At 72.0% G+C, this 19,801-nt stretch carries 15 protein-coding genes; 11 read left to right on the top strand and 4 right to left on the bottom strand.

Annotated elements, in window-relative coordinates:
* The first annotated feature begins 95 nt into the window (after positions 1-95).
* Positions 96-578: an ATP-binding protein gene (locus ACH4SL_RS00950; RefSeq protein WP_398441149.1), complete on the top strand. Its 483-nt coding sequence runs from the start codon at positions 96-98 to the stop codon at positions 576-578.
* A 64-nt stretch (positions 579-642) separates the two neighbouring features.
* Here the strand turns inward: ACH4SL_RS00950 and ACH4SL_RS00945 are convergent, their stop codons facing one another.
* From ACH4SL_RS00945 to ACH4SL_RS00930, 4 genes are all read right to left on the bottom strand, one after another.
* Positions 643-1,482 (bottom strand): SAM-dependent methyltransferase, encoded by an 840-nt coding sequence (locus ACH4SL_RS00945; protein ID WP_398441147.1) that lies wholly within the window; start codon positions 1,480-1,482, stop codon positions 643-645.
* A 169-nt stretch (positions 1,483-1,651) separates the two neighbouring features.
* On the bottom strand, positions 1,652-3,979 hold the full coding sequence (locus ACH4SL_RS00940; RefSeq protein ID WP_398441146.1) for a glycosyl hydrolase family 95 catalytic domain-containing protein: 2,328 nt from the start codon (positions 3,977-3,979) through the stop codon (positions 1,652-1,654).
* A gap of 106 nt (positions 3,980-4,085) precedes the next feature.
* Complete coding sequence (locus tag ACH4SL_RS00935) at positions 4,086-5,825, bottom strand: TIGR03767 family metallophosphoesterase (protein ID WP_398441145.1); 1,740 nt, start codon at positions 5,823-5,825, stop codon at positions 4,086-4,088.
* A gap of 382 nt (positions 5,826-6,207) precedes the next feature.
* Positions 6,208-9,186 carry a glycoside hydrolase family 3 C-terminal domain-containing protein gene (locus tag ACH4SL_RS00930; protein WP_398441144.1) on the bottom strand — a complete coding sequence of 993 codons (2,979 nt, stop codon included), beginning with the start codon at positions 9,184-9,186 and terminating at the stop codon, positions 6,208-6,210.
* A 454-nt stretch (positions 9,187-9,640) separates the two neighbouring features.
* Between ACH4SL_RS00930 and ACH4SL_RS00925 the strand changes: the two genes are divergently transcribed.
* The 10 genes from ACH4SL_RS00925 (at position 9,641) to ACH4SL_RS00880 (ending at position 19,687) form a co-directional block, all read left to right on the top strand.
* A complete protein-coding gene (locus tag ACH4SL_RS00925; RefSeq protein WP_398441143.1) occupies positions 9,641-11,338 on the top strand; it encodes a Tat pathway signal sequence domain protein in 1,698 nt (565 codons plus the stop codon).
* Positions 11,339-11,351: 13 nt separating this feature from the next.
* The gene (locus tag ACH4SL_RS00920) at positions 11,352-12,404 is read left to right on the top strand and encodes an ABC transporter permease (protein ID WP_398441142.1); all 1,053 of its coding nucleotides are present in this window, start codon (positions 11,352-11,354) and stop codon (positions 12,402-12,404) included.
* Positions 12,401-13,351: a carbohydrate ABC transporter permease gene (locus ACH4SL_RS00915; protein ID WP_398441141.1), complete on the top strand. Its 951-nt coding sequence runs from the start codon at positions 12,401-12,403 to the stop codon at positions 13,349-13,351. The genes ACH4SL_RS00920 and ACH4SL_RS00915 overlap by 4 nt, the downstream gene beginning before the upstream one ends.
* Before the next feature lie 116 nt (positions 13,352-13,467).
* A complete protein-coding gene (locus ACH4SL_RS00910) occupies positions 13,468-14,478 on the top strand; it encodes a LacI family DNA-binding transcriptional regulator (RefSeq protein ID WP_398441140.1) in 1,011 nt (336 codons plus the stop codon).
* 103 nt (positions 14,479-14,581) lie between these two features.
* Positions 14,582-16,624 carry a beta-galactosidase gene (locus ACH4SL_RS00905; protein ID WP_398441139.1) on the top strand — a complete coding sequence of 681 codons (2,043 nt, stop codon included), beginning with the start codon at positions 14,582-14,584 and terminating at the stop codon, positions 16,622-16,624.
* 99 nt (positions 16,625-16,723) lie between these two features.
* Complete coding sequence (locus ACH4SL_RS00900) at positions 16,724-16,966, top strand: hypothetical protein (RefSeq protein ID WP_398441138.1); 243 nt, start codon at positions 16,724-16,726, stop codon at positions 16,964-16,966.
* 185 nt (positions 16,967-17,151) lie between these two features.
* On the top strand, positions 17,152-17,529 hold the full coding sequence (locus tag ACH4SL_RS00895; protein ID WP_398441137.1) for a DUF805 domain-containing protein: 378 nt from the start codon (positions 17,152-17,154) through the stop codon (positions 17,527-17,529).
* A 22-nt stretch (positions 17,530-17,551) separates the two neighbouring features.
* Entirely contained in the window at positions 17,552-17,869 is a 318-nt protein-coding gene (locus ACH4SL_RS00890; protein ID WP_398441136.1) for a putative quinol monooxygenase, read from the top strand.
* A 304-nt stretch (positions 17,870-18,173) separates the two neighbouring features.
* On the top strand, positions 18,174-19,355 hold the full coding sequence (locus tag ACH4SL_RS00885; protein ID WP_398441135.1) for a tyrosine-type recombinase/integrase: 1,182 nt from the start codon (positions 18,174-18,176) through the stop codon (positions 19,353-19,355).
* The gene (locus ACH4SL_RS00880; RefSeq protein ID WP_398441134.1) at positions 19,352-19,687 is read left to right on the top strand and encodes a helix-turn-helix domain-containing protein; all 336 of its coding nucleotides are present in this window, start codon (positions 19,352-19,354) and stop codon (positions 19,685-19,687) included. Before ACH4SL_RS00885 ends, ACH4SL_RS00880 begins: the two co-directional genes overlap by 4 nt.
* The last annotated feature ends 114 nt before the right edge of the window (positions 19,688-19,801 follow it).

The following is a 19,801-nucleotide window of genomic DNA, read 5'->3' as shown; positions in this document are numbered from 1 at the left end:
AACTTGCGTTGCCCAGGGGCATATAGTGACGTGGCGTCACCGCGCGCCGCCCGAACGCCTGGCACGTACGCCTCCCGTTGAGAGGAACGCACACCGTGGCCTTACCGAGCAACGACTTCCCGCGGCGGTCCGGTATCGGATCGTCCGGTACGGCGACGGCGTCCGCGTTCCGGCCGGGGGCCGGGATGACGGCCGGGCTGGGGTTCGCTCTTCCCGCGCGGGGAGAGGCGATCGCCGTGGCGCGGCGGCGGGTGCGGGCGTACCTGGGCGGGGCGGGGTGCGACGACGACACCGTCGAGACCGCGGCTCTGCTGGTGAGCGAGCTGACGACCAACGCCGTACGGCACACCGCGAGTCCGGTCTTCGAGTGCCGGGTGCATTTCGACGGCGTACGCGTGCGGCTGGAGGTCGAGGACCACGGCGGGACGCCGGACCGGCCGCAGCGGCGGGAGCCCGGACCGGGGGACGTGGACGGGCGCGGGCTGCTGCTCGTGGACGCGCTGTGCGCGCGCTGGGACGTCGCCGAGGCCCCGTGCGGCGGCCGGATCGTCAGCGCCGAGCTGATCCCGCAGGGGTAGGGACGCGGACGCCCCGCGCACGAAGCACACAGCGCGGGGCGAACGGAGTTCCGACGAGGGGCAGTTACGGCTTGCGCGCGACACCCGCGTACATCGCCACCTCGTCGTCCCGGACGGAGTCCTCCGTGCCGGGCTCGGGCTGCCAGCGGTGGATGAGGGTGACGCCGGGCTCGGTCAACTCCAGCCCGGCGAAGAAGGGTTCGACGTCCGCGCGGGTGCTGTCGCGGACCGGCAGGCCGCGCTTGGTGTATTCGGCGGTGACGGTGCCCGCGTCGTCGGGGTCGGTGTTGGTGGTCACCGTGGTGATGGTCAACAGGCTCCCGGGGGCGAGCCGGTCGAGGTAGCCGCGGACGAGCGCGTACGCGTCCTCCTTGTCCGGGACGAACTGGAGGACGGCGATGAGCGACAGCGACACCGGGCGGCTCAGGTCCAGCGTCTCGGCCACCTCCGGCGAGCCGAGGATGGCCTCCGGGTCGTGCATGTCCGCGCGCAGGTAGGCGATCCTGCCCTCGGGGGTGCCGGTGAGCCGGGCCGCGGCGTGCACGAAGACGATCGGGTCCTTGTCGACGTAGACGACGCGCGCCGCCGGGTTCACCTCCTGCGCTATCTCGTGCAGGTTCGGCGACGTCGGGATGCCGGTGCCGATGTCCAGGAACTGGTCGATTCCCTGCTGGGCGGCGTAACGCACCGAGCGGTGCATGAACTTGCGGTTCTCCCGCATGGAGGTGCGCAGGTTCGGCCACCCCGCGAGCATCTGCTCGGCCGCCTCGCGGTCGACCTGGTAGTTGTCCTTGCCGCCCAGGATGAAGTCGTAGACGCGCGCGGAGTGCGCGACGCTCGTGTCGATCAGCGGCGGTTCGCCGTCCGTGCCGTCGACGTCGGGCCGGGCCAGGTCCTCGGACATGCGTGCTTCCCTTCGCTGCGGGGCGCCGCCCGCCCCTCCCGGCTGCCCCGGAAGGTCCGCTGAGCAGCGGCGCCGTTGACACTGTCGTAACGTCACATTGCGCCAACCGTACGCGAGTTCGCGCCGCCATCTGGCCTCGGTGGCCAACTCCGCGCGCACCCGCATGCGTTCACGGAGCGATGTCGTACGGGGTCCCCGCGCGCAGGCTGAGGGTGCGGTGGGCGCCGGGCCAGCGGACGGTCAGGGTGGTGTCGCGCGCGGCCCGCAGCGTGGCCGCCGACAGGGCGCCGCCCGCCCAGGCCAGCCGCTCGACGGTGACCGCTCCGTGCGCGCGCAGCCCGCTGACCGCGCCCTCCGGCCAGGCGGGCGGCAGCGCGGGGAGCAGCAGAAGTTCGGAGCCGCGCGACTGCACGAGCATCTCGGCGATCGCGGCCGTGGCCCCGAAGTTGCCGTCGATCTGGAAGGGCGGGTGCGCGCACAGCAGCGAGGGGTAGACCCCGCCGCCGTCGCTGTCGCCCTCGACGGGCCGCAGCATCACGCCGAGCAGCCGGTGCGCGGCGGCCCCGTCGCCGAGCCGCGCCCACAGGGCGGTCTTCCACGCGGTGGACCAGCCGGTGCCCTCGTCGCCGCGCAGCTCCAGGCTGCGGCGGGCGGCGGCGCGCAGCCGCGGGTCGGTGAGGGTGCGGCCGAGGTGCAGGCCGACGAGGTGCGAGACGTGGCGGTGGTGCGGCTCGGTCTCGGGGCGCTCGGTGTGCCATTCGAGCAGTTCGCCGCGGCTGCCGACGCCTGCCGGCCGCAGCCGCGGCAGGGCGGCGGTGAGGGCGGCGACCAGCTCGGGGTCGGCGGCCGGGCCCGCCTCGGCGGCGGATTCGGTGAGGAAGCCGAAGAGTTCGCTGGCGAGGGTGAGGTCCATCGTGCTGGAACGGTCCACGGACGCGGGCCCGTCGGGGGTCGTGAAGCGGTTCTCCGGCGAGGTGGCGGGGGCGGTGATCAGGTGGCCCGCGGGGTCGTCGGGGTCCTCGTGCAGCAGCCCGAGCAGGAAGCGGGCCGCCTCGGCGGCGACGGGCCAGGCGCGGTCGCGCAGGAAGCGGCGGTCGCGGCCGTAGCGCCAGTGCTCGGCGAGGTGGAGGCTGAGCCACGCGCCGCCGAGCGGCCAACTCGACCACATGGGGTCGTCGTTGCCGTCCCCGACCGGCCATGTCGCTCGCCACAGATCGGTGTTGTGGTGGACGGTCCACCCGTCCGCCCTGTACAGCTCGCGGGCGACCTCGCGCCCGGCGTCGGCGAGATCGGCGACCAGGTCGAGCAGCGGGCCGTGGCATTCGGGCAAAGCGGCACTCTCTGCCGGCCAGTAGTTCATCTGCGTGTTGATGTTGACGGTGTAGTCGCAGTGCCAGGGCGGGGTGACGGAGTCGTTCCACAGCCCCTGGAGGTGGGCGGCCTGCGTGCCGGGGCGGGAGCCGGCCAGCAGCAGGTAGCGGCCGAAGTCGAAGAGCACGGCGGCCAGTTGCTCGTCGCGCGGCCCGGCCTCCGACGCGCGCAGCCGTACGTCGAGGGGTTCCGCCGGCTGCGGGCCCGACCCGACCCGCAGCCGGACCCGGCCCATGGCGGCGGAGTGCTCGGCGGCGTGTACGGCCAGCAGGTCCGTTCGGCCGCGGGCCAGGGCGACGGCTTCGGCGGCGCGCGCGAGGCATTCCTCCGGGTCGGTGCGCGGGGCGCGGTTCCAGGCGGTGAAGCCGGTGCGGACGTCGACGAGGATCGTGCACCGCGCGGCGTCGCGCACCCGCAGGACCCCGTCCGCGACCGAGACCGTACCGCCGCCCTCGCCCGGCTCGCAGGACGCGCGGACCAGCGCGGCCGCCGCCATGCCGGTGTCGCCGTGCTCGACGACCGGGCGGCGCTCGGCGTCGTCGCCGACGTGGGAGGGGGCGTGCAGCAGCAGCGCGAGCCCGTCGCCGTCCACCGCCCGTACGGCGTGGCGGAGTTGGGGCGTGCGCCAGCTCAGCTCGGCGGACAGGCGCCCTTCGGGGGCCCGCAGTTCGATGACCAGCAGCCCGGTCGCGGTGTCGGCGAAGACGGTCTGCTCGACGCCGTCCGCGACGTGCCGGGCCACGCCCGTGTCGAGGTCCAGCTCGCGGAAGCGGAACGGGAGGGGCGCGCCGCCCGGTCCGGTGACGCGCAGTACCAGGTCGCCCACGGGCTGGTACGCCTCCGCGCCGCGGCCCTGCGCGGCCTTGAGCCGCTCCCCCGCGGCGGTGTGCCGCCCGGCGCGCAGGTCGGCGCGGACGTCGTCGAGCAGGCCCGCGGGTACGGCGGGGTGCCCGGCGGGCGGCGGGCCGGACCAGAAGGTGTCCTCGTTGAGGGAGAGCCGCTGGTCGTGCGGCGGCCCCCAGACCATCGCGCCCAGCCGCCCGTTGCCGACGGGCAGCCCGTCGACCCAGCGCGCGGCGGGGCGGTCGTACCAGACCGGCGAGGACGGCTCCGGCGTCACGTACACGGCAAACCTCTGATCGCATCAGCTCCCCAGCCGCAGGCGAGCCTACCCCCGTGATCCCGGCGGGGGCCATGGCGGAACCCCCGCCGGGATCGGGTCGACGCGCTGCTCAGGCGCCCGGACGGGCCAGCAGCAGCTCGGTGTTGTGGTCCCCGGCGGCGCCGATCTTCGCGGCGGGCGTGGCGTAGGGGTCGTTGTAGGACAGCTCGCGGTAGAGCGCCGCGAGGCCGCGCTCGGAGGTGTCGCCGAAGTCGGTCGCGTAGGGCGCGGCGGATTCGATGAGCGTGGTGAAGAGCGACAGCGTCCCGTCGCCGTTGTCGGCCACCTCGATGATCCGGGCGTGCTGCGGGAAGTCCACGTGCGAGGCGGTGTTGATCTCCCAGAAGGACCGCTCGGCGACCGCGTGCGCGTGCGGGGTGATCTGGTTGGCGTGCGTGTGGCCGTTGACCCACCCGAGCACGTTCGGGTAGCGCTGGAGCAGGGCGACCAACTCGGCTCCGCTGTGCCGGGCTTCGAAGAGGTTGTACGGGTCGGGCAGCGTGTTGCCCATCGTGGTGCTCGTGTGGTGGCTGAAGACCAGCACGTAACTGTCCTGCGAGCCGCGCCGCACCACGTTGCCGTCGCTGTCGTACCAGTGCGTGCTGTTGGCCTGGAGCACCGACTCCAGCCACTTCAGCTGCGCGGTGCCGATCGAACCGTCCGCCCAGCCCGCCCGGTTGGTGGTGTCCAGGCTGATGCCGAGCACACCGGGGGCGACCGGGAAGGTGTAGTAGAGCTTGCCGCTGTCGGCGGCCGACTGCGTGAAGCCGTGGCCGTACGGACCCGAGCCGGTGTAGGCGGAGTTGAGGTGCGCGGCCGCGAACTGCTTCGGGGTGAAGGGCGCCCGGCGCGCGTCCGGTGTGACCTTGCGGACCGGGCCGGACGCGAGGAGCTGCCCGAGCAGCACGACCGCGCTCGCCGGGTCGTGCTGGATGGCGTCCGCGAGCTTGGCGGCGGTCGCGGAGTCCAGGCCCTCGATCTTGTTGCCGCCGGTGTAGAGGGAGCCCAGCAGGCCGAGGTCCGGGAGGGTGCCCTCGATGCTGTCGTCGTGGTTGCCGACCGTCGTGTACCACGGGGCGCGCAGGCCGGTCGCGGTGAACGGGCGGCCCGCGGAACTCAGGAAGCCGGGGACCTGCGGGAAGCCCTTGGCCTTGTAGTCGTCGCGCAGGGACGACTCCGGATTCCAGTAGTTCGAGGAGTTGGAGTTCTGCACGCCCTCGTAGCGGCTGGTGTCACCGGTGGACGGGGTGATCGCGCCGCCGCTCATCACCGACAAGTACCAGTCCAGCTCGACGAGTTCGTGGTTGTCGGTGTTGTCGCCGGTGGCCATCACGAGCGAGAAGGGCTGCCCCGTGTACGGGCCGCCCGCGAGCGCGTTGACCCGGTCCACGAGGGAGGCCGCGCCGCGTACGGTCAGGGTCTCGTGCGGGCGGTACGCCGAGTCGATGAAGGGCGCGAGGTATTCGAACCGCACCGGGGACTCGGTGTCCGCGAGGTGCAGGTCGGTGAACTGCACGAAGGAGGCGAGCCCGGTACGGCGGTCGTCGCGCCCCGCCGCGCCCGCGGCCAGCTCCGTCCGCACCACGACCGGCCACCCCGGCCCGGCCGCCAGCCGCACGTACGGTCCGGCGCCCGCCGGGGTCGCGACCTGCTCCAGCGTGGTGCCCGCCACCCGCACGGCCCGCGCCGCGGTCGTGGCGAGCGCGCGGTCGTACGCGGCGGCGGACGCGTACGGGCTGTCCGCGAGGGTCAGCCCCGCGGCGACCGCCGCGGCACCACCGAGGAACGTGCGCCTGCTGTATGAGGCCATGCCGAACTCTCCTGACGCGGTCGGGGATCCGTCCTCACCCCCCGCCTACCGGCGGGTAATCTCCGTGCGCCAGCATCATGACACTCCCTGGCTATGACGTGAACACGTCCTAACCAGGTGCAGTCGCTTTCCCCCCGCGCCGGGGGTGCGCCTGCTGCGCCGGGCGCGCCCGTAGGGGCGCGGGGAACTGCGCGAGCAACCCACCACCGGCCGGTGGTCCGGTACGGACCGAACTGCCCCTTCGGGCCGGTGACGACGTGACGGTACGTCGTGGCTGGTCGCGCAGTTCCCCGCGCCCCTGAGGTCGCCCGGCGCGGCAACCGCATCCTCCCCCCGCCCCGGGGGTTGCCCGGCGCGGCAAGCGCAGGCCCCCCCCGAGGGCTCAGCTCTCGAACGTGAAGGCCCTCACGCAAGCCGCGCCGCGCACCGTGAGGGTCAGGTCGTGGACGCCCCGCACCGCGGGCAGGTCCAGCGAGACGGAGGTCCAGGTGTAGCGGGATCCCGTCGCGGGGATCGGGAGGGTCCCGAGGAGTGCGCCGGAGGCCCGGACCTCCAGGGCCGCCCCGCCGGAGGCTAGCGCGACCTCCGCGGTGAAGGCCCGGGCCCCGCCCAGGTCCGCGGCGCGGTAGACGAGGGAGGCCTCCTCCCCGGCAGGGGCCACCGCGTCACCCGCGGAGCGCGTCGCGTCCACGAGCCGGGCCCCCTCGTGGTCGTCGAAGTCCACCGCGGCGACCCGGCTGCCGACGACGGCGCGGGGTGCGGGTGCGGGCCCGGTCACGGTCAGCGGCGCGGCCAGCGGGAGCGCCCCGGCCGACCGCCCGGCGAGCACCTCGTACGCGCCGGGCTCGACGGCGAAGCTGCCCTCCCGCACGGACCAGTGCGCAAGCGCCTCCGCCGCCGTCAGCGGGAAGTCCAGCCGCGCGGACTCGCCGGGCGCCAGCCGGGCCTTGCCGTACGCGGCGAGCTTCAGGAGCGGCGCCTCGTACGTCCCGGCGGCGCACGCCCGTACGTACAGCTGCACGGTCTCGATGCCCGCGCGCGCACCGGAGTTGGTGACGGTGACGCTCGCGGTGAGGGTGCCGTCGCGGTCGACGGAGTCGGCGGAGAGGGTCAGGTCCGAGAGCGTGAAGTCCGTGTAGGACAGGCCGTGCCCGAACGGGTAGAGCGGCGCGGCCCGGTGGTATTGGTACGTCCAGCCCGCCTTGACGATGTCGTAGTCCAGCCGCTCGGGCAGCGGGTCGTCCGCGCGGTACCAGGTCTGCGGGAGGCGGCCCGCGGGGTCGGCGGCGCCGAGCAGGACGGCGGCGAGCGCGTGGCCGGTCTCCTGCCCGGCGTGCGAAGTCCACAGCACGGCGGGGACGTTGGACTCGGCCCAGTCCACGGCGTACGGGTAGCTGCTCATGACGACGAGCACGGTCTCGGGACGCACGGCGGCGACGGCCTTCAACAGCCGTTCCTGCGTGGGCGGGAGGGTGATCCCGGCGCGGTCCTGGGTCTCGCGGCCGTTGATGATGGGGTCGTTGCCGAGGACGACGACGGCGATGTCCGCCCGCGCCGCGGCCGCGACCGCCTGCGCGATGCCGTCGCGGACGACGGTGAGCGTGAAGTGCTCGGCGTCCTCGGCGAGTTCGGCGCTCATTGTGACCGCACCGGTCGCCGGGTCGACGACCGCGTACCGCCCGCCGTGGATCGCGCGCAGCGCCACCGCGCCGCTGTCGCCGACCGGTTCGAGCCGGAAGGTCTCGTGCACGTCCCACCCGGCGGGCTGGACGCGGTCGGCCGCGAGCGAGCCGTCCGCGTCGACGAGCCCGGCGTAGCGCCCGGTGCGCACATTGCGCAGGGTGAGCACCCCGAGGTCCCAGTCGAAGAGGTCGAACAGCCCGGCCCCGCCCCCGGAAGCCGCGGCAGCGGCGTCGGCATCGTTTCCGGCCGCCCCCACCGACAGCCGGGCGTCCTCCCCGAAGGCGCCCAGCAGCCCGCCCGTCGACGCCGCCCGCAGGGTCACGCGGTCGACGCCCTCGATCGCCTCGACGCCGCCGCCGACCGCCTCGACGGCCTCCCGCAGCCCGTCCGCGGCGGTCACCCGGTAGGGCATCGTGCCGCTGTACCAGTCCTCGAAGAGGCTGTCCGCGAGCGGCCCGACGACCGCGACGCGCCTCCCGTCCGCCGCGAGCGGCAGCAGGCGCCCCGAACCACCCTCCACCGCACCGTTCTTGAGCAGCACGACCGCCTCCGTCGCGGCGCGCAGGGCGAGCGCGCGGTGCTCGGGGGAGTCGACGGCCGACCAGGGCGTGTCCGCGTACGGGCCGCCGTCCGGGTCGAACTCGCCGAGCCGGAAGCGGATCGACAGCTGCCTGCGCACCGCGCGGTCGATGTCGGCGGCGGTGAGCAGCCCGCGCTCGACGGCCTCCGTGAGGCGGGCGACGGTCACGGAGGGGTCGTCGCCGTGGTCGGTGAAGCTGTCGATACCCGCGACCAGCGCCGCGGCGTGCGAGACGGCGTGGTCGTCGAAGTAGTGCTCGTCCTCGACGAGGTTGGACGGCGCCTCGGCGTCGCTGACGACGTACAGCTCCTCCCCCGTGGGCTCCGCCCACCGCCGCAGCTCGCTCTCCAGCAGCGGAGTGACGTGGCAGGGGCGGCCGTTGACGAGGTTGTACGCGGCCATGACGCCGGTCGCGGAGCCCTCGGCGACGGGCTGCCGGAAGGCCGCGAGGTCGTACTCGTGCAGTACGCGCGGCCGTACGCCGGAGGAGGTGGTGGTGCGGCCGTCCTCGTTGTTGTAGGCGAGGAAGTGCTTGAGGACGGGCGCGGTGCGCAGCCGCCGCGGGTCGTCGCCGGCCAGGCCGCGGCAGAAGGCGTGGCCGAGCCGCGCCGAGAGCAGCGGGTCCTCGGAGTAGCCCTCCTCGTTGCGGCCCCAGCGGGGGTCGCGCAGCAGGTTCACGACCGGCGCCCACGCCTGGAGGCTGATGCGGCCCTCGCCGAGGGCCGGGGCGCGGTGGTGGTGGTACGCGCGCAGCTCGGTGCCGGTCGCGGTGGCGATCGCGTGCAGCAGCTCGTCGTCCCAGGTGGCGCCGAGGCCGACGGCCTGCGGGAAGACGGTCGCAGTGCCGAGCCAGCCGACGCCGTGCAGCGCCTCGGTGCCGGTGCGGAAGGCGGCCACGCCCAGCCGCGGGATGCCGGGGGCGTACTGGTGCAGCATCGCGATGCGCTCGGCGGGGGTGAGGCGACCGAGCAGGTCCTCGATCCGTTCAGCGTGCGGCAACGACACGTCGCGGAAGGGGAGTTGCCGCGCGGCGGGGTCCACGGGCGGGTCCGCGGGCGGCTCGGCGGGCAGCTCGGCGGGCACGGAGACGGTACTCACAGCGGAAAACCCCTTGCGAAGTGCGGCGTTGGGCCGCGACTGGAGGAGGACAGGGCAGGCCGTACGTGGGCGGTGCGGGTGCGGGTGCGGACGCCGCGGGGACGGCACGCGGACACACACCCGAAGTGAAACGCTTCGACGCTGACATGCGGTCCGTGGCCGTGTCAACCATGTCGCGAGGATTGATCACCACCGCCCCCGTAACCCGTTACTGTGCCCGGTTCACCTGCCCTGATCAGCCCTGATCGGCCTGACGTGGACGAACAGCCGAACGAGGAAGAGTTTTTGCGCAACCACTTGTCGAACGTGTAGGCCGTCGTTACTCTCGCCGCAACGTCGAAGCGCTTCGATTGATGCGGACGGCATCCCCCTCTCGCTGCGACGCCCAGGATTTCTCCCACCTGCCTTGCACGACGCTCGTCACGGAACCTCTCAGGCGAAGGGCCGCCCCATCATGAGCATCGAGTTGAACCGCAGATCCTTTGTGAACGGCGCGGTCGCCGTCGCCGGAAGCGCCGCGCTGTCCCCGCTGCTCGCCGCGTGCGGTGGCGGCGGCAAGAACAGCGAGACCAAGCGCAAGGGCGGCACGAACACCAAGAAGGGCGCCGCCGCGGCCCTTCCGTCGTACGTGCCGAACAACGCCGTCCAGGCCGACATCCCCTCGGCGGCCGGCGCGGCCGGGGCCATGACCGACCCGGGCTTCCTCAAGTACCCCGCCAGTCCGGCGAAGTCGGTCGCCGCGGTGCCCGGCGCGGGCGGTTCCTACACCACGCTGACCCCGCTGTGGGGCACCATCCCGTCGGCGAACAACTCCTTCTACCAGGCCATGAACAAGGCGCTGGGCGCCACGCTCACGATGAAGCCGGCCAACGGCGTCACGTACGACACGACGATCACGACGCTCACCGCCGCCGGCAAGCTCCCCGACTGGGTGCAGCTGCCGGGCTGGTGGAATGCCAACTTCAAGGTCGGCGAGCTGTGCGGCACCCAGCTCGCGGACCTCACCCCCTACCTCGCGGGCGACAAGGTCAAGAAGTACCCGAACCTCGCGGCGCTGCCGACCGGCGCGTGGACGGCCGGCATGTGGCAGGACAAGCTGTACGGCATACCGAGCTTCTCCACCGGTTTCGGCCTGCCCGGCCAGTTCTTCTACCGGGCGGACGTCTTCGAGGCCAAGGGCATCAACCCCGACGACGTGAGGTCCGCCGACGACTTCATGAACCTCGGCAAGGAACTCACCAACGCCAAGGGCAACGTGTGGGCCTTCGACGACGTATGGCAGTACATGTTCCAGATCTTCGACTTCTCCTGGAAGTTCGCCGTCACCGACGGCAAGCTGGTGCACAAGTACGAGCAGCCGGAGCTGCTGGAAGCCCTCAACTGGTGCTACAAGCTCGCCAAGTCGGGCTACATGCACCCGGACGCGCTGGCCGGCAACAACAACGACGCGAAGACCCGCTTCTACGCCGGCAAGGCCCTCATCAACGGTGACGGCACGGGTGCCTGGAACGAGGCGGACGCACAGGCGGGCATCGCGGCCACCAAGGGCTACCGGCGCGGCTCGTTCAAGCCCTTCTCGGCGGACGGCACCAAGGCGCCGCGGCTCTTCCTCAGCTCCTCCGCGGGCGAGTTCAGCTACCTCAACTCCAAGCTCAAGCCGGAGCAGATCGAGGAGTGCCTGCGGATCGCCGACTACCTCGCGGCGCCGTACGGCTCGCTCGAATACCAGCTGGTCAACTTCGGTGTCGAGGGAACCGACTTCACGATGGGCGCCAACGGCCCGACGCCCACCAAGTCGGGCCTGGCCAACGTCCAGGCGCAGACGTACCCCTTCCTCGCGACGGGGGTCAACGTCATCAACAACCCGGATTTCCCGCAGGTCACCAAGGACCGCTGCGCGTGGAACGCGGAGGCGGCCAAGTACGCCTACAAGCCGGTGTTCTGGAACATGAACATCACCGTGCCGCAGCGCTACGCCACCGCGGACGCCGGGCAGGCCGTCGAGGACACCATCAAGGACGTCTACCACGGCATCAAGCCGGTCTCGGCCTTCCAGGACGCGGTCAGCACCTGGAAGGGCAGCGGCGGCGGGGACGCGATGGTCGCCTGGTACCAGTCGAACGTCCTCGACAAGCTCGGCACGGGCCAGTAAGGGGAAGCGGACCATGGCCTCGACCGTCGCCGACCAGGGCGAGGACGAACAGCAGCACCCGGGCGACGGTCCCGAGGGCGGCGCCGCCGGGAAGCCCTCCCGGCGCGCCGCCCGGCGGCGGGCCCGGCAGGCCCTCGCGGCCCTGCCCCACCAGAACCGGCTGACCTGGCGCGTCCGGCTGCGCCGCGACAAGTCGCTGATCCTGATGACGCTGCCGGCGATCGCCCTGCTGCTCGTCTTCAGCTACCTGCCGCTGTTCGGCACCATCACCGCCTTCCAGTACTACGACCCGCTGGACGGCATCAGGAACAGCGAGTGGGTGGGGCTGTACCAGTTCCGCCAGCTCTTCGGGGACCCGCTGTTCTGGCACGCGTTGGAGAACACCCTCTACATCAGCGCCGTGCAGCTCGTGCTGTTCTTCCCGATCCCGATCCTGCTGGCGCTGCTGCTCAACTCCGTCCTCAACTCCCGTCTGCGGTCGGTCATCCAGGCCATCACCTTCCTGCCGCACTTCTACTCGTGGGTGCTGGTCGTCACGCTCTTCCAGCAGATGCTGGGCGGCGCGGGCCTGCTCAACCACTTCCTGCGCCAGCACGACCTGGGCACGTGGGACGTGATGACCAACCCGCACACCTTCTCGCTGCTGGTCACCTCGCAGGTGGTGTGGAAGGACGCGGGCTGGGGCATCATCGTCTTCCTCGCCGCGCTGTCGGCCATCGACCAGAACCTGTACGAGGCCGCCGCGTCCGACGGCGCGGGCCGCTGGCGGCGGATGTGGCACATCACGCTGCCCGGCATGCGCAGCGTGATCGTGCTGATGCTCGTCCTGCGGCTCGGCAACACGCTGTCGGTCGGCTTCGAGCAACTGCTCGTCCAGCGCTTCGCCGTGGGCCACGACGCCGCCGACGTCCTCGACACCTTCTCCTTCTACTACGGCATCGGGACCCAGAACTACAGCTACGGCGCCGCCGCGGGCATCTTCAAGAGCGTCATCTCGCTGCTGCTGATCTGGGGCGCCAACAAGCTGGCCCACCGCTTCGGCGAGGACGGACTGTACCGGAAATGACCACTCTCACCGCACCCCCCGCGCGGGTGGCCACCCGGCGGCGCAACCCCAACCGCCCCTCCTGGGAGGAGCCGCCGTCCCCGGTCGGCCAGGGCGTCAAGGGCCTCACGCTGGGCGCCGTGGTCCTGCTGATCCTGCTGCCGCTCTACTGCGTGATCCTCACCAGCTTCTCCACCCCGGGCGCGATCAACCGGGCCGGCGGCCTGGTCATCGTGCCCGACGGGCTCACGCTCGACGCCTACACCACGATGCTGCGCGACAGCACCGTGCGGCAGTCGCTGGTCGTGACGCTCGGCATCACCGTCGTCGGCACCGCGATCTCGATGGTCGTGTCGATCCTGTGCGCGTACGGCCTGTCCCGCGCGCGCTCGCTCGGCCACCGCTTCCTGCTGCTGCTGCTCGTCGTCACGATGTTCGTCAACGGCGGCCTGATCCCGACCTTCCTGGTCGTCAACGGGCTCGGCGGCCTCGGGCAGTACTGGGCGCTGATCCTGCCGAGCGCGGTGAGCGTCTTCAACATCCTGGTGCTGCGCAGCTTCTACTCCAACACCGCGGGCGAACTCATCGACGCGGCGCGGATGGACGGCGCGAACGAGTGGCGCATCCTGTGGTCGGTGGTGCTGCCCACCTCCCGCGCGGTGACGGCCGTCATCTCCCTTTTCTACGCGGTCGGTTACTGGAACACCTTCTTCAACGCCATGCTCTACATGCCGGCCGACCACGAGAAGTGGCCGCTGCAGATGGTGCTCTACGAGTACGTCAACCGGGGTATGAACATGCCGGGCCAGGTGAACGGCGGCTTCGGCGTCGCCGGCCACTCGCAGACCGCCCCGCTGTCGCTGCAGATGGCGGTTGTCGTCCTCACCCTGCTCCCCATCACCATCGTCTTCCCGTTCATGCAGAAGCACTTCGCCAAGGGCATGCTCACCGGAGCGATCAAGGGCTGACGCCGCCCACCCCCCGACAGGGCCGGTCCCGCACGCCCATCCCCCGCTGCGTGACGGGACCGGCCCCCGGGCGACACCATGGACAACCAGCGGCACGACACGAAGGGTTCACCAGCATGGTGACTTTGGCCGAGGTGGCCAAGCACGCGGGAGTTTCCGCGAGCACCGTCAGCTACGTCCTCAGCGGCAAGCGCTCCATCTCGTCCCCGACCAGGGAGCGCGTGGAGAAGGCGATCAGCGACCTGGGATACCACCCCAACGCGGGCGCCCGCGCGCTGGCGGGGAAGCGTTCGCACATCATCGCGCTGGTCGTTCCGCTGCGCACCGACGTCTACGTGCCGGTCATGATGGAGATAGCGATCTCCGTGACGGTCGCGGCCCGCAGCTTCGGCTACGACGTGCTGCTCATCACCAACGACGAGGGCCCGGAGGGGCTGCGCCGGGTCGCCGCGAGCGGGCTCGCCGACGGGGTGATCCTGATGGACGTCGAACTCGACGACGCCCGTATCCCCGTCCTGCGCGAGACCGGTACGCACGCCGCACTCATCGGGCTGCCCGCCGACACCACCGGACTGGCCTGTGTGGACCACGACTTCGCGGGCGCGGGCGCGCTGTGCGCCGAGCACCTCGCCGACCTCGGGCACCAGGACATCGCTTTCATCGGCTACGCCCCCGCCGTCTACCAGCGGCACGCCGGTTACGCCGAGCGCACCCTCAGCGGCTTCCGCGAGCGCGCAGCCGAACGCGGGCTGCGGGTGCTGCACCGCCCCTGCGAGGGCAGTTACGAATCCACCGCGGGCGCGCTGTCCCGCATCCTCGCCGACCGCCCCGCGACCACGGGCTTCGTCGTGCAGAACGAGGGCGCGATCGGCCCGCTGCTGAGCCTGCTGCGCACCAGCGGCCGGGTCGTGCCGGAGGACGCGTCGGTCGTGGCGCTGTGCCCCGAACCGCTGGCCGAGCAGTATTCGCCGCGGCTCACCGCGGTGACCGGCCCCGCGCACGAACTCGGGCGGCAGGCCGTGCAGTTGGTGATGAACCGGCTGGACGACCGGGCCACTGCCGAGGTCAGTCTGCTCACCCCGGTGCTCACCCCGCGCGAGAGCACGGGCCCGGCGCCGGTGCGCTGAATCCTTCCCCCGCTCGTCACCTTCCGCCCCCGAAAGGTCTCGTCATGCCCACTTTTCGCCTCTGCGGCGCGGAATTCCCCTTGCGTGTAACGGAGTCGACGTCATGAGCGACGGCACGGGCAGCCCGCTGGACGGCGTGCTGCGGCGGCTCGGCGGGCGGCTGGCCTTCGGCGGCGACTACAACCCCGAGCAGTGGGACGAGGCCGTGTGGAAGGAGGACGACCTCCTGATGCGCTGGGCGCACGTCAACCTCGCCACGGTCGGCGTCTTCTCCTGGGCGCTCATCGAACCCGAGGAGGGGCGCTACGACTTCGGCTGGCTCGACGCGCACCTGGACCGGCTGCACGCCGGGGGCGTCTCCGTCGACCTCGCCACCCCCACCGCCTCGCCGCCGCCGTGGTTCACCCTCGCGCACCCCGACGCGATGCCCGTCACCGCCGAGGGCGTACGCCTCACGCACGGCAGCCGGGACACGTACTGCCTGGCCGCGCCCGCCTACCGGCAGGCCTGCGTGCGGATCGCGACCGCGCTGGCCGAGCGGTACGGCGACCACCCGGCCGTCGCGATGTGGCACGTCCACAACGAATACGCCACCGTCTGCCACTGCGACCACGCGGCCGCGGCCTTCCGGGTCTGGCTGCGTGCCCGGCACGGCACGCTCGACGCGGTCAACGACGCCTGGGGCACGGCCTTCTGGAGCCAGCGCTACGGATCCTGGGAGCAGATCCTGCCGCCGCGCGCCACCCAGTGGCACCGCAACCCCGGACTCGCCCTGGACTACCGGCGGTTCTGGTCCGACCTCGCGCTCGACGCGTACCGCGAGCAGCGCGATGCGATCCGCGCGCACACCACGCCCGACCGCCCCGTCACCACCAACCTGATGCTGCCCGGCTACCAGGTGCTGGACCTGTGGGCGTTCGGCCGCGAGGTCGACGTCGTCGGCATCGACCACTACCCCGCCGCGCCCGGCATCGACGCCGCCGCCGACACCGCCTTCGGCGCCGACCGCGCCCGCTCCTTCGGTGGCGGCAAGCCGTGGCTGCTGATCGAGCAGGGCGCCAACACCGTCTACACCGCGGACCGTACGCTGCCCAAGGAGCCCGGCGACCTGCTGCGCCTGACCCTCGCGCACATCGCCCGCGGCTCGGAGGGCGCGCTCTTCTTCCAGTGGCGGCAGTCCCGCGCCGGGGCCGAGATCTGGCACTCCGCGATGGTCCCGCACGCCGGGCCCGACTCCCGGGTCTTCCGCGAAGTGACCGACGCGGGTGCGGTGGTGTCCCGGCTCGGCGAGCTGGCGGGCTCGGTCGTACGGCCGCGCGCCGCGGTCCTGCACGACGCCGACTGCTGGTGGGCGCTCGACGGGCAGGGCCTGCCGTCCGCGTCGCTGGACTACCACCGCGAACTGCGCCGCGCGCACCGCGCGTTGTGGGACGCCGGGGTCATCGCGGACTTCGCGCACCCGGCCGACCCTGACCTCGGCCGCTACGAACTCCTCGTCGCCCCCGCGCTGTTCCTGCTCTCCGACGCGGACGCCGAACGCCTGCGCGCCTACGTGCACGGCGGCGGCACGCTCCTCGTCCAGCACTTCACGGGCGTCGTCGACGAGCGCCACCACGCGCGGCTCGGCGGCTACCCTGCGGAGCCGTTGCGCATCGCGCTGGGCGTGCGGGTCGAGGAATACCGCCCGCTGCCCGCGGAGTTGACCACCCCGCTCTCCGACGGCTCGCAGGCCACCGAGTGGAGCGAGCTACTCCGCCTCACCGACCCCGCGGACGCCGTCGCCTCCTACACCGAGGGCGCCCTGGCGGGCGAACCCGCCCTGACCCGCCACGCGTACGGCTCCGGCACGGCCTGGTACGCCTCCACCCGCCTCGACGACCCCTCCTACGCGGCCCTCGTCACCCGCCTGCTCACCGAATCCGGCGTCCGCCCCGAGACCGCCGTCCCCCCGGGCGTCGAGGCGGTCCGCCGCCACGCCCCGTCCGGCGACCGCAGCTGGCTCTTCCTGATCAACCACACCCCGGCCCCCGTCACCGTCCCCACCGCGGGCCACGACCTCCTGACCACCCGCACCATCCCCCCGGCCGGCCTCACCCTCCCCCCGGGCGGCGCGGCAATCCTCCGCCAAGACCCTTCACCCTCCTGACCGGCCGGCGCACCGCCCCGCCCCACGCCGGGACGGTGCGCCGGCCCCGAGGCGAGTACGGTACGTAGTCCGACTCTCACCGTCGGCCAAGGAGGCTCCATGAACGCCCACCAGGCCCGCCGCGTCGAAGCCGTCCTGCGACGCCTGGGCGTCCCCGGCGTCATCGCCCCCGAGGACCCAGCACGCCCGGAAGGCCCGTTCCGCGTCTACGACTCCGCCGATCCGGCCGCCCGCCGCGACATCACGCCCGACGCCCTGGCGTCGCTCGCCGCCCGCTTCCCCGACGAGGAGCGCCCTCCGGGGCCGACCCGCGGCTTCGTCGTCCCGCCTCCGGCGGCGTGACCTGGGGCTGGAGGTCTTCGTCCACCCCGCGCCGGGTTGCCGGGGTTGTCGGGTCCGCGGTCCCGGGCGGGCCCGGCGCGGGCTCTTGACCTGGGCGAATGGGCACGCCTAGTCTCTGCTGGCCCCGCCGGGATCGGCGTGGACCGGGTGGCCGGGCGGGCGACTGGTCCTTGGGGGGACGAACAATGCGGTGGTACATCCGCGCGCTGAGAAAATACGCCGACTTCGACGGGCGGGCGCGCCGCAAGGAGTACTGGATGTACACCTTGTTCACGGTCATCGGTTTCCTGGTGGTCGGCTACGTCAAGCTCAAGATGAGCAGCGAAATCCCCTACTACACCTACCTGTTCGCGTTCCTCATTCCGTCCACGGCGGTGACCTGCAGGCGGCTTCACGACATCGGCAAGTCGGGCTGGTTCGCCCTGCTCGGCTTCATCCCGCTGATCGGCGTGATCATCATGCTGGTCTTCACGACCACCGAGGGCGATCGCGGGCGGAACGCCTACGGGCTGGACCCCAAGCAGGACGACCCCACGGCGTACGCCGCGCACCCCGGCTACTGATCAGCCGGGCTAGGCTGCGCGCATGGACGCGCACGTGCTTCTCGTCGCCACGATGGTCTGCGAGCCCGCGGACGCCGACGAATTCGCCCGGATCCTCGGCGAATTCGGGGCCGCCTGCCGGGAGGAGGATGGCTGCCTGGCGTTCGAGGTGCTGCGGTCCGAGGAGGCGCCGGGGCGGTTCGTGAGCATCGAACGGTACGCGGACGCCGCGGCGTTCGCGGCGCACCGGGCGTCGGAGCACTTCCGGGAGGTCGGGCTCGGCCGGGTCATGCCGCTGACCATCGCGCGGGACGTGCAGCTGTACGTACCCGCGGGGGACGTCACGCCTGCGGCGAAGTGATGCCGATCCCGCGGGGGGTTGCCGTCGTCGTACGCGACGGCCGGGTGCTGCTCATCAAGCGGTATCTGCTGCGGGTGTTCGCGGACGCCTGCGCCATGTGCCTGGGCACCGGGGCGGAAGGGCCGGAGTGCCGGGGGCACCACTACGCCGTGCTAACTGGAGTACGAGCGGGTTCCCGAGAGTGCTGAGCGGCGCGTCGTTCCATCTCAGCTGGCTGGAGGCCCACTGGGCTCGCTGAGCGACCATCCCGGATTTTAGGCCGTTCTCCTGAATTTCAGGAGTTGCTGCTGTAATTTCTGGGTCCGTGGCAGATCTCAGGACACGCGTGCTCTCCCTCGTACCACCGCCCAGCGAACCCGCAGGGGCGGCGTTGCTGGGTGGTGAACCAGGGCTGAGTGATGTGCTGCTGTTGCAGCGCCGGTACGCCGGCGGGGCCGATGAGGAGGACGAGCAGCTGTTCTTCATGGACACGCTCGTCGAGTACCAGTGGGCACGAGATGTGGCGGGCTTGGCGTCCTCGACGTTGGACGGGCTGACGAAGCCGGTGATCGAGGTGTGCGACCACTACGGCGTCGTGCCGTGGCGACTGACGCCACGTCACGTCGATGCCTATTTCGCCGGAGTCGGCAAGCGCCAGCCGCCGACTGTGCGTTCGAAGCTGAACCGGATCGACCACTTCTTCGCGTTCCTGGAGCAACGCTACGCGCACGAGATCTTCCAGCGATTCGGTGCGGCGGTCGAGTCGCCGATCGATCCGTTCAACCGACATGCACACCGCGGCGACTTCGGCCTGCGGGTGCCGCCTTCGGCGCGAGCGGTTGGCGAGTTCTTCGCCGGCTGGCGGCGGGAGCTGGCGCACGCCCGCAAGGAGGCGGTGGCGTGCCGGGACTACGTGATGTCGAAGTTGATCTACATATCCGGGGTGCGGGCCTCAGAGCTGTGCCAGATGCGCGTGAAGGACCTGCACTGGGAAGCGGGCGACTTCGGGCGGTTCGTCGTCCAGGGCAAGGGCGCCCGAGGGTCGGGGCCGCGGCAGCGCGAGGCGTTCTTGTTCGCCGAAGGCCGTGAGTTGCTGTGGTGGTACGTGGAGGAGGTGCGAGGGCTGTTCTCGGACGACCCCGAGCACCCTGAGTCGCCGGTATGGCCTTCGGAGCGTCTGGCCCGGGATCTCGGCGGCGAGCCGAGTCCGGTGGGTCCAGCAGTGACGACTTCGACGCTGCGGAAGGCGCTGGCGCGCGCCTCGGCGGCCCATCTGTCGGGCCCGGTCGAGCGGATCTTTCCGCATCTGCTTCGGCACGCTTGTGCCACACATCGCTACGAGGCCGGGATGTCGCTGTGGGAGGTACAGAAGTTGCTTGGCCATGACTGGACGACGACCACGGTTCGGTACATTTTGTCTGCTCAGAGCGATCCGGAGATGGCCAGTCGGCGTTCGTCGGCTCGGGCTGCACAGCGGTTGCGCGTGGACGCGGGGGGTCTGTCGTGAAGTGGAACTTGCGTTGGGCGGCGGCCAATCGGGGCATCTGGAGGCCCAGCGAGCTGATGCCTGTGTTCGAAGAGGTCGGGTTCACTCCATCGCTGTCGAAGGTCTCGGCCCTCTGGTCGGGGACACCGGTGACGGTGCGGCTGGAGGATCTGGACTTGATCTGCGCCGCGCTGCAGTGCACGGTTGCCGACCTGCTGGTCGCCGAACCCGCGGCCCGGAAGACTGTGGCTGCCCAGGGTGAGGAACTGGCAAAGGCCGCAGGTGACTTGCCGCGACCGGTGCCGCGCCGGTCGAGTGGGGCGGGGCGGCCCAGGTCGCTCCCGCCGAACTGAGATGGCCCGAGCGCGTATACGCGTTCCGTCGCTGGGGCAGTGCGCGGGGTGTCTCGGCTGGGGACCGCGAGCGCAGTCGCCGTTTTGTTCCCCGTGCCACCAGTGGCGCTCCAA

This window comes from Streptomyces sp. NPDC021020, assembly GCF_044333285.1.
Lineage (GTDB): Bacteria > Actinomycetota > Actinomycetes > Streptomycetales > Streptomycetaceae > Actinacidiphila.
Note: the sequence above shows the minus strand (reverse complement) of the source record. Positions and strands in the feature narration are given on the sequence as shown.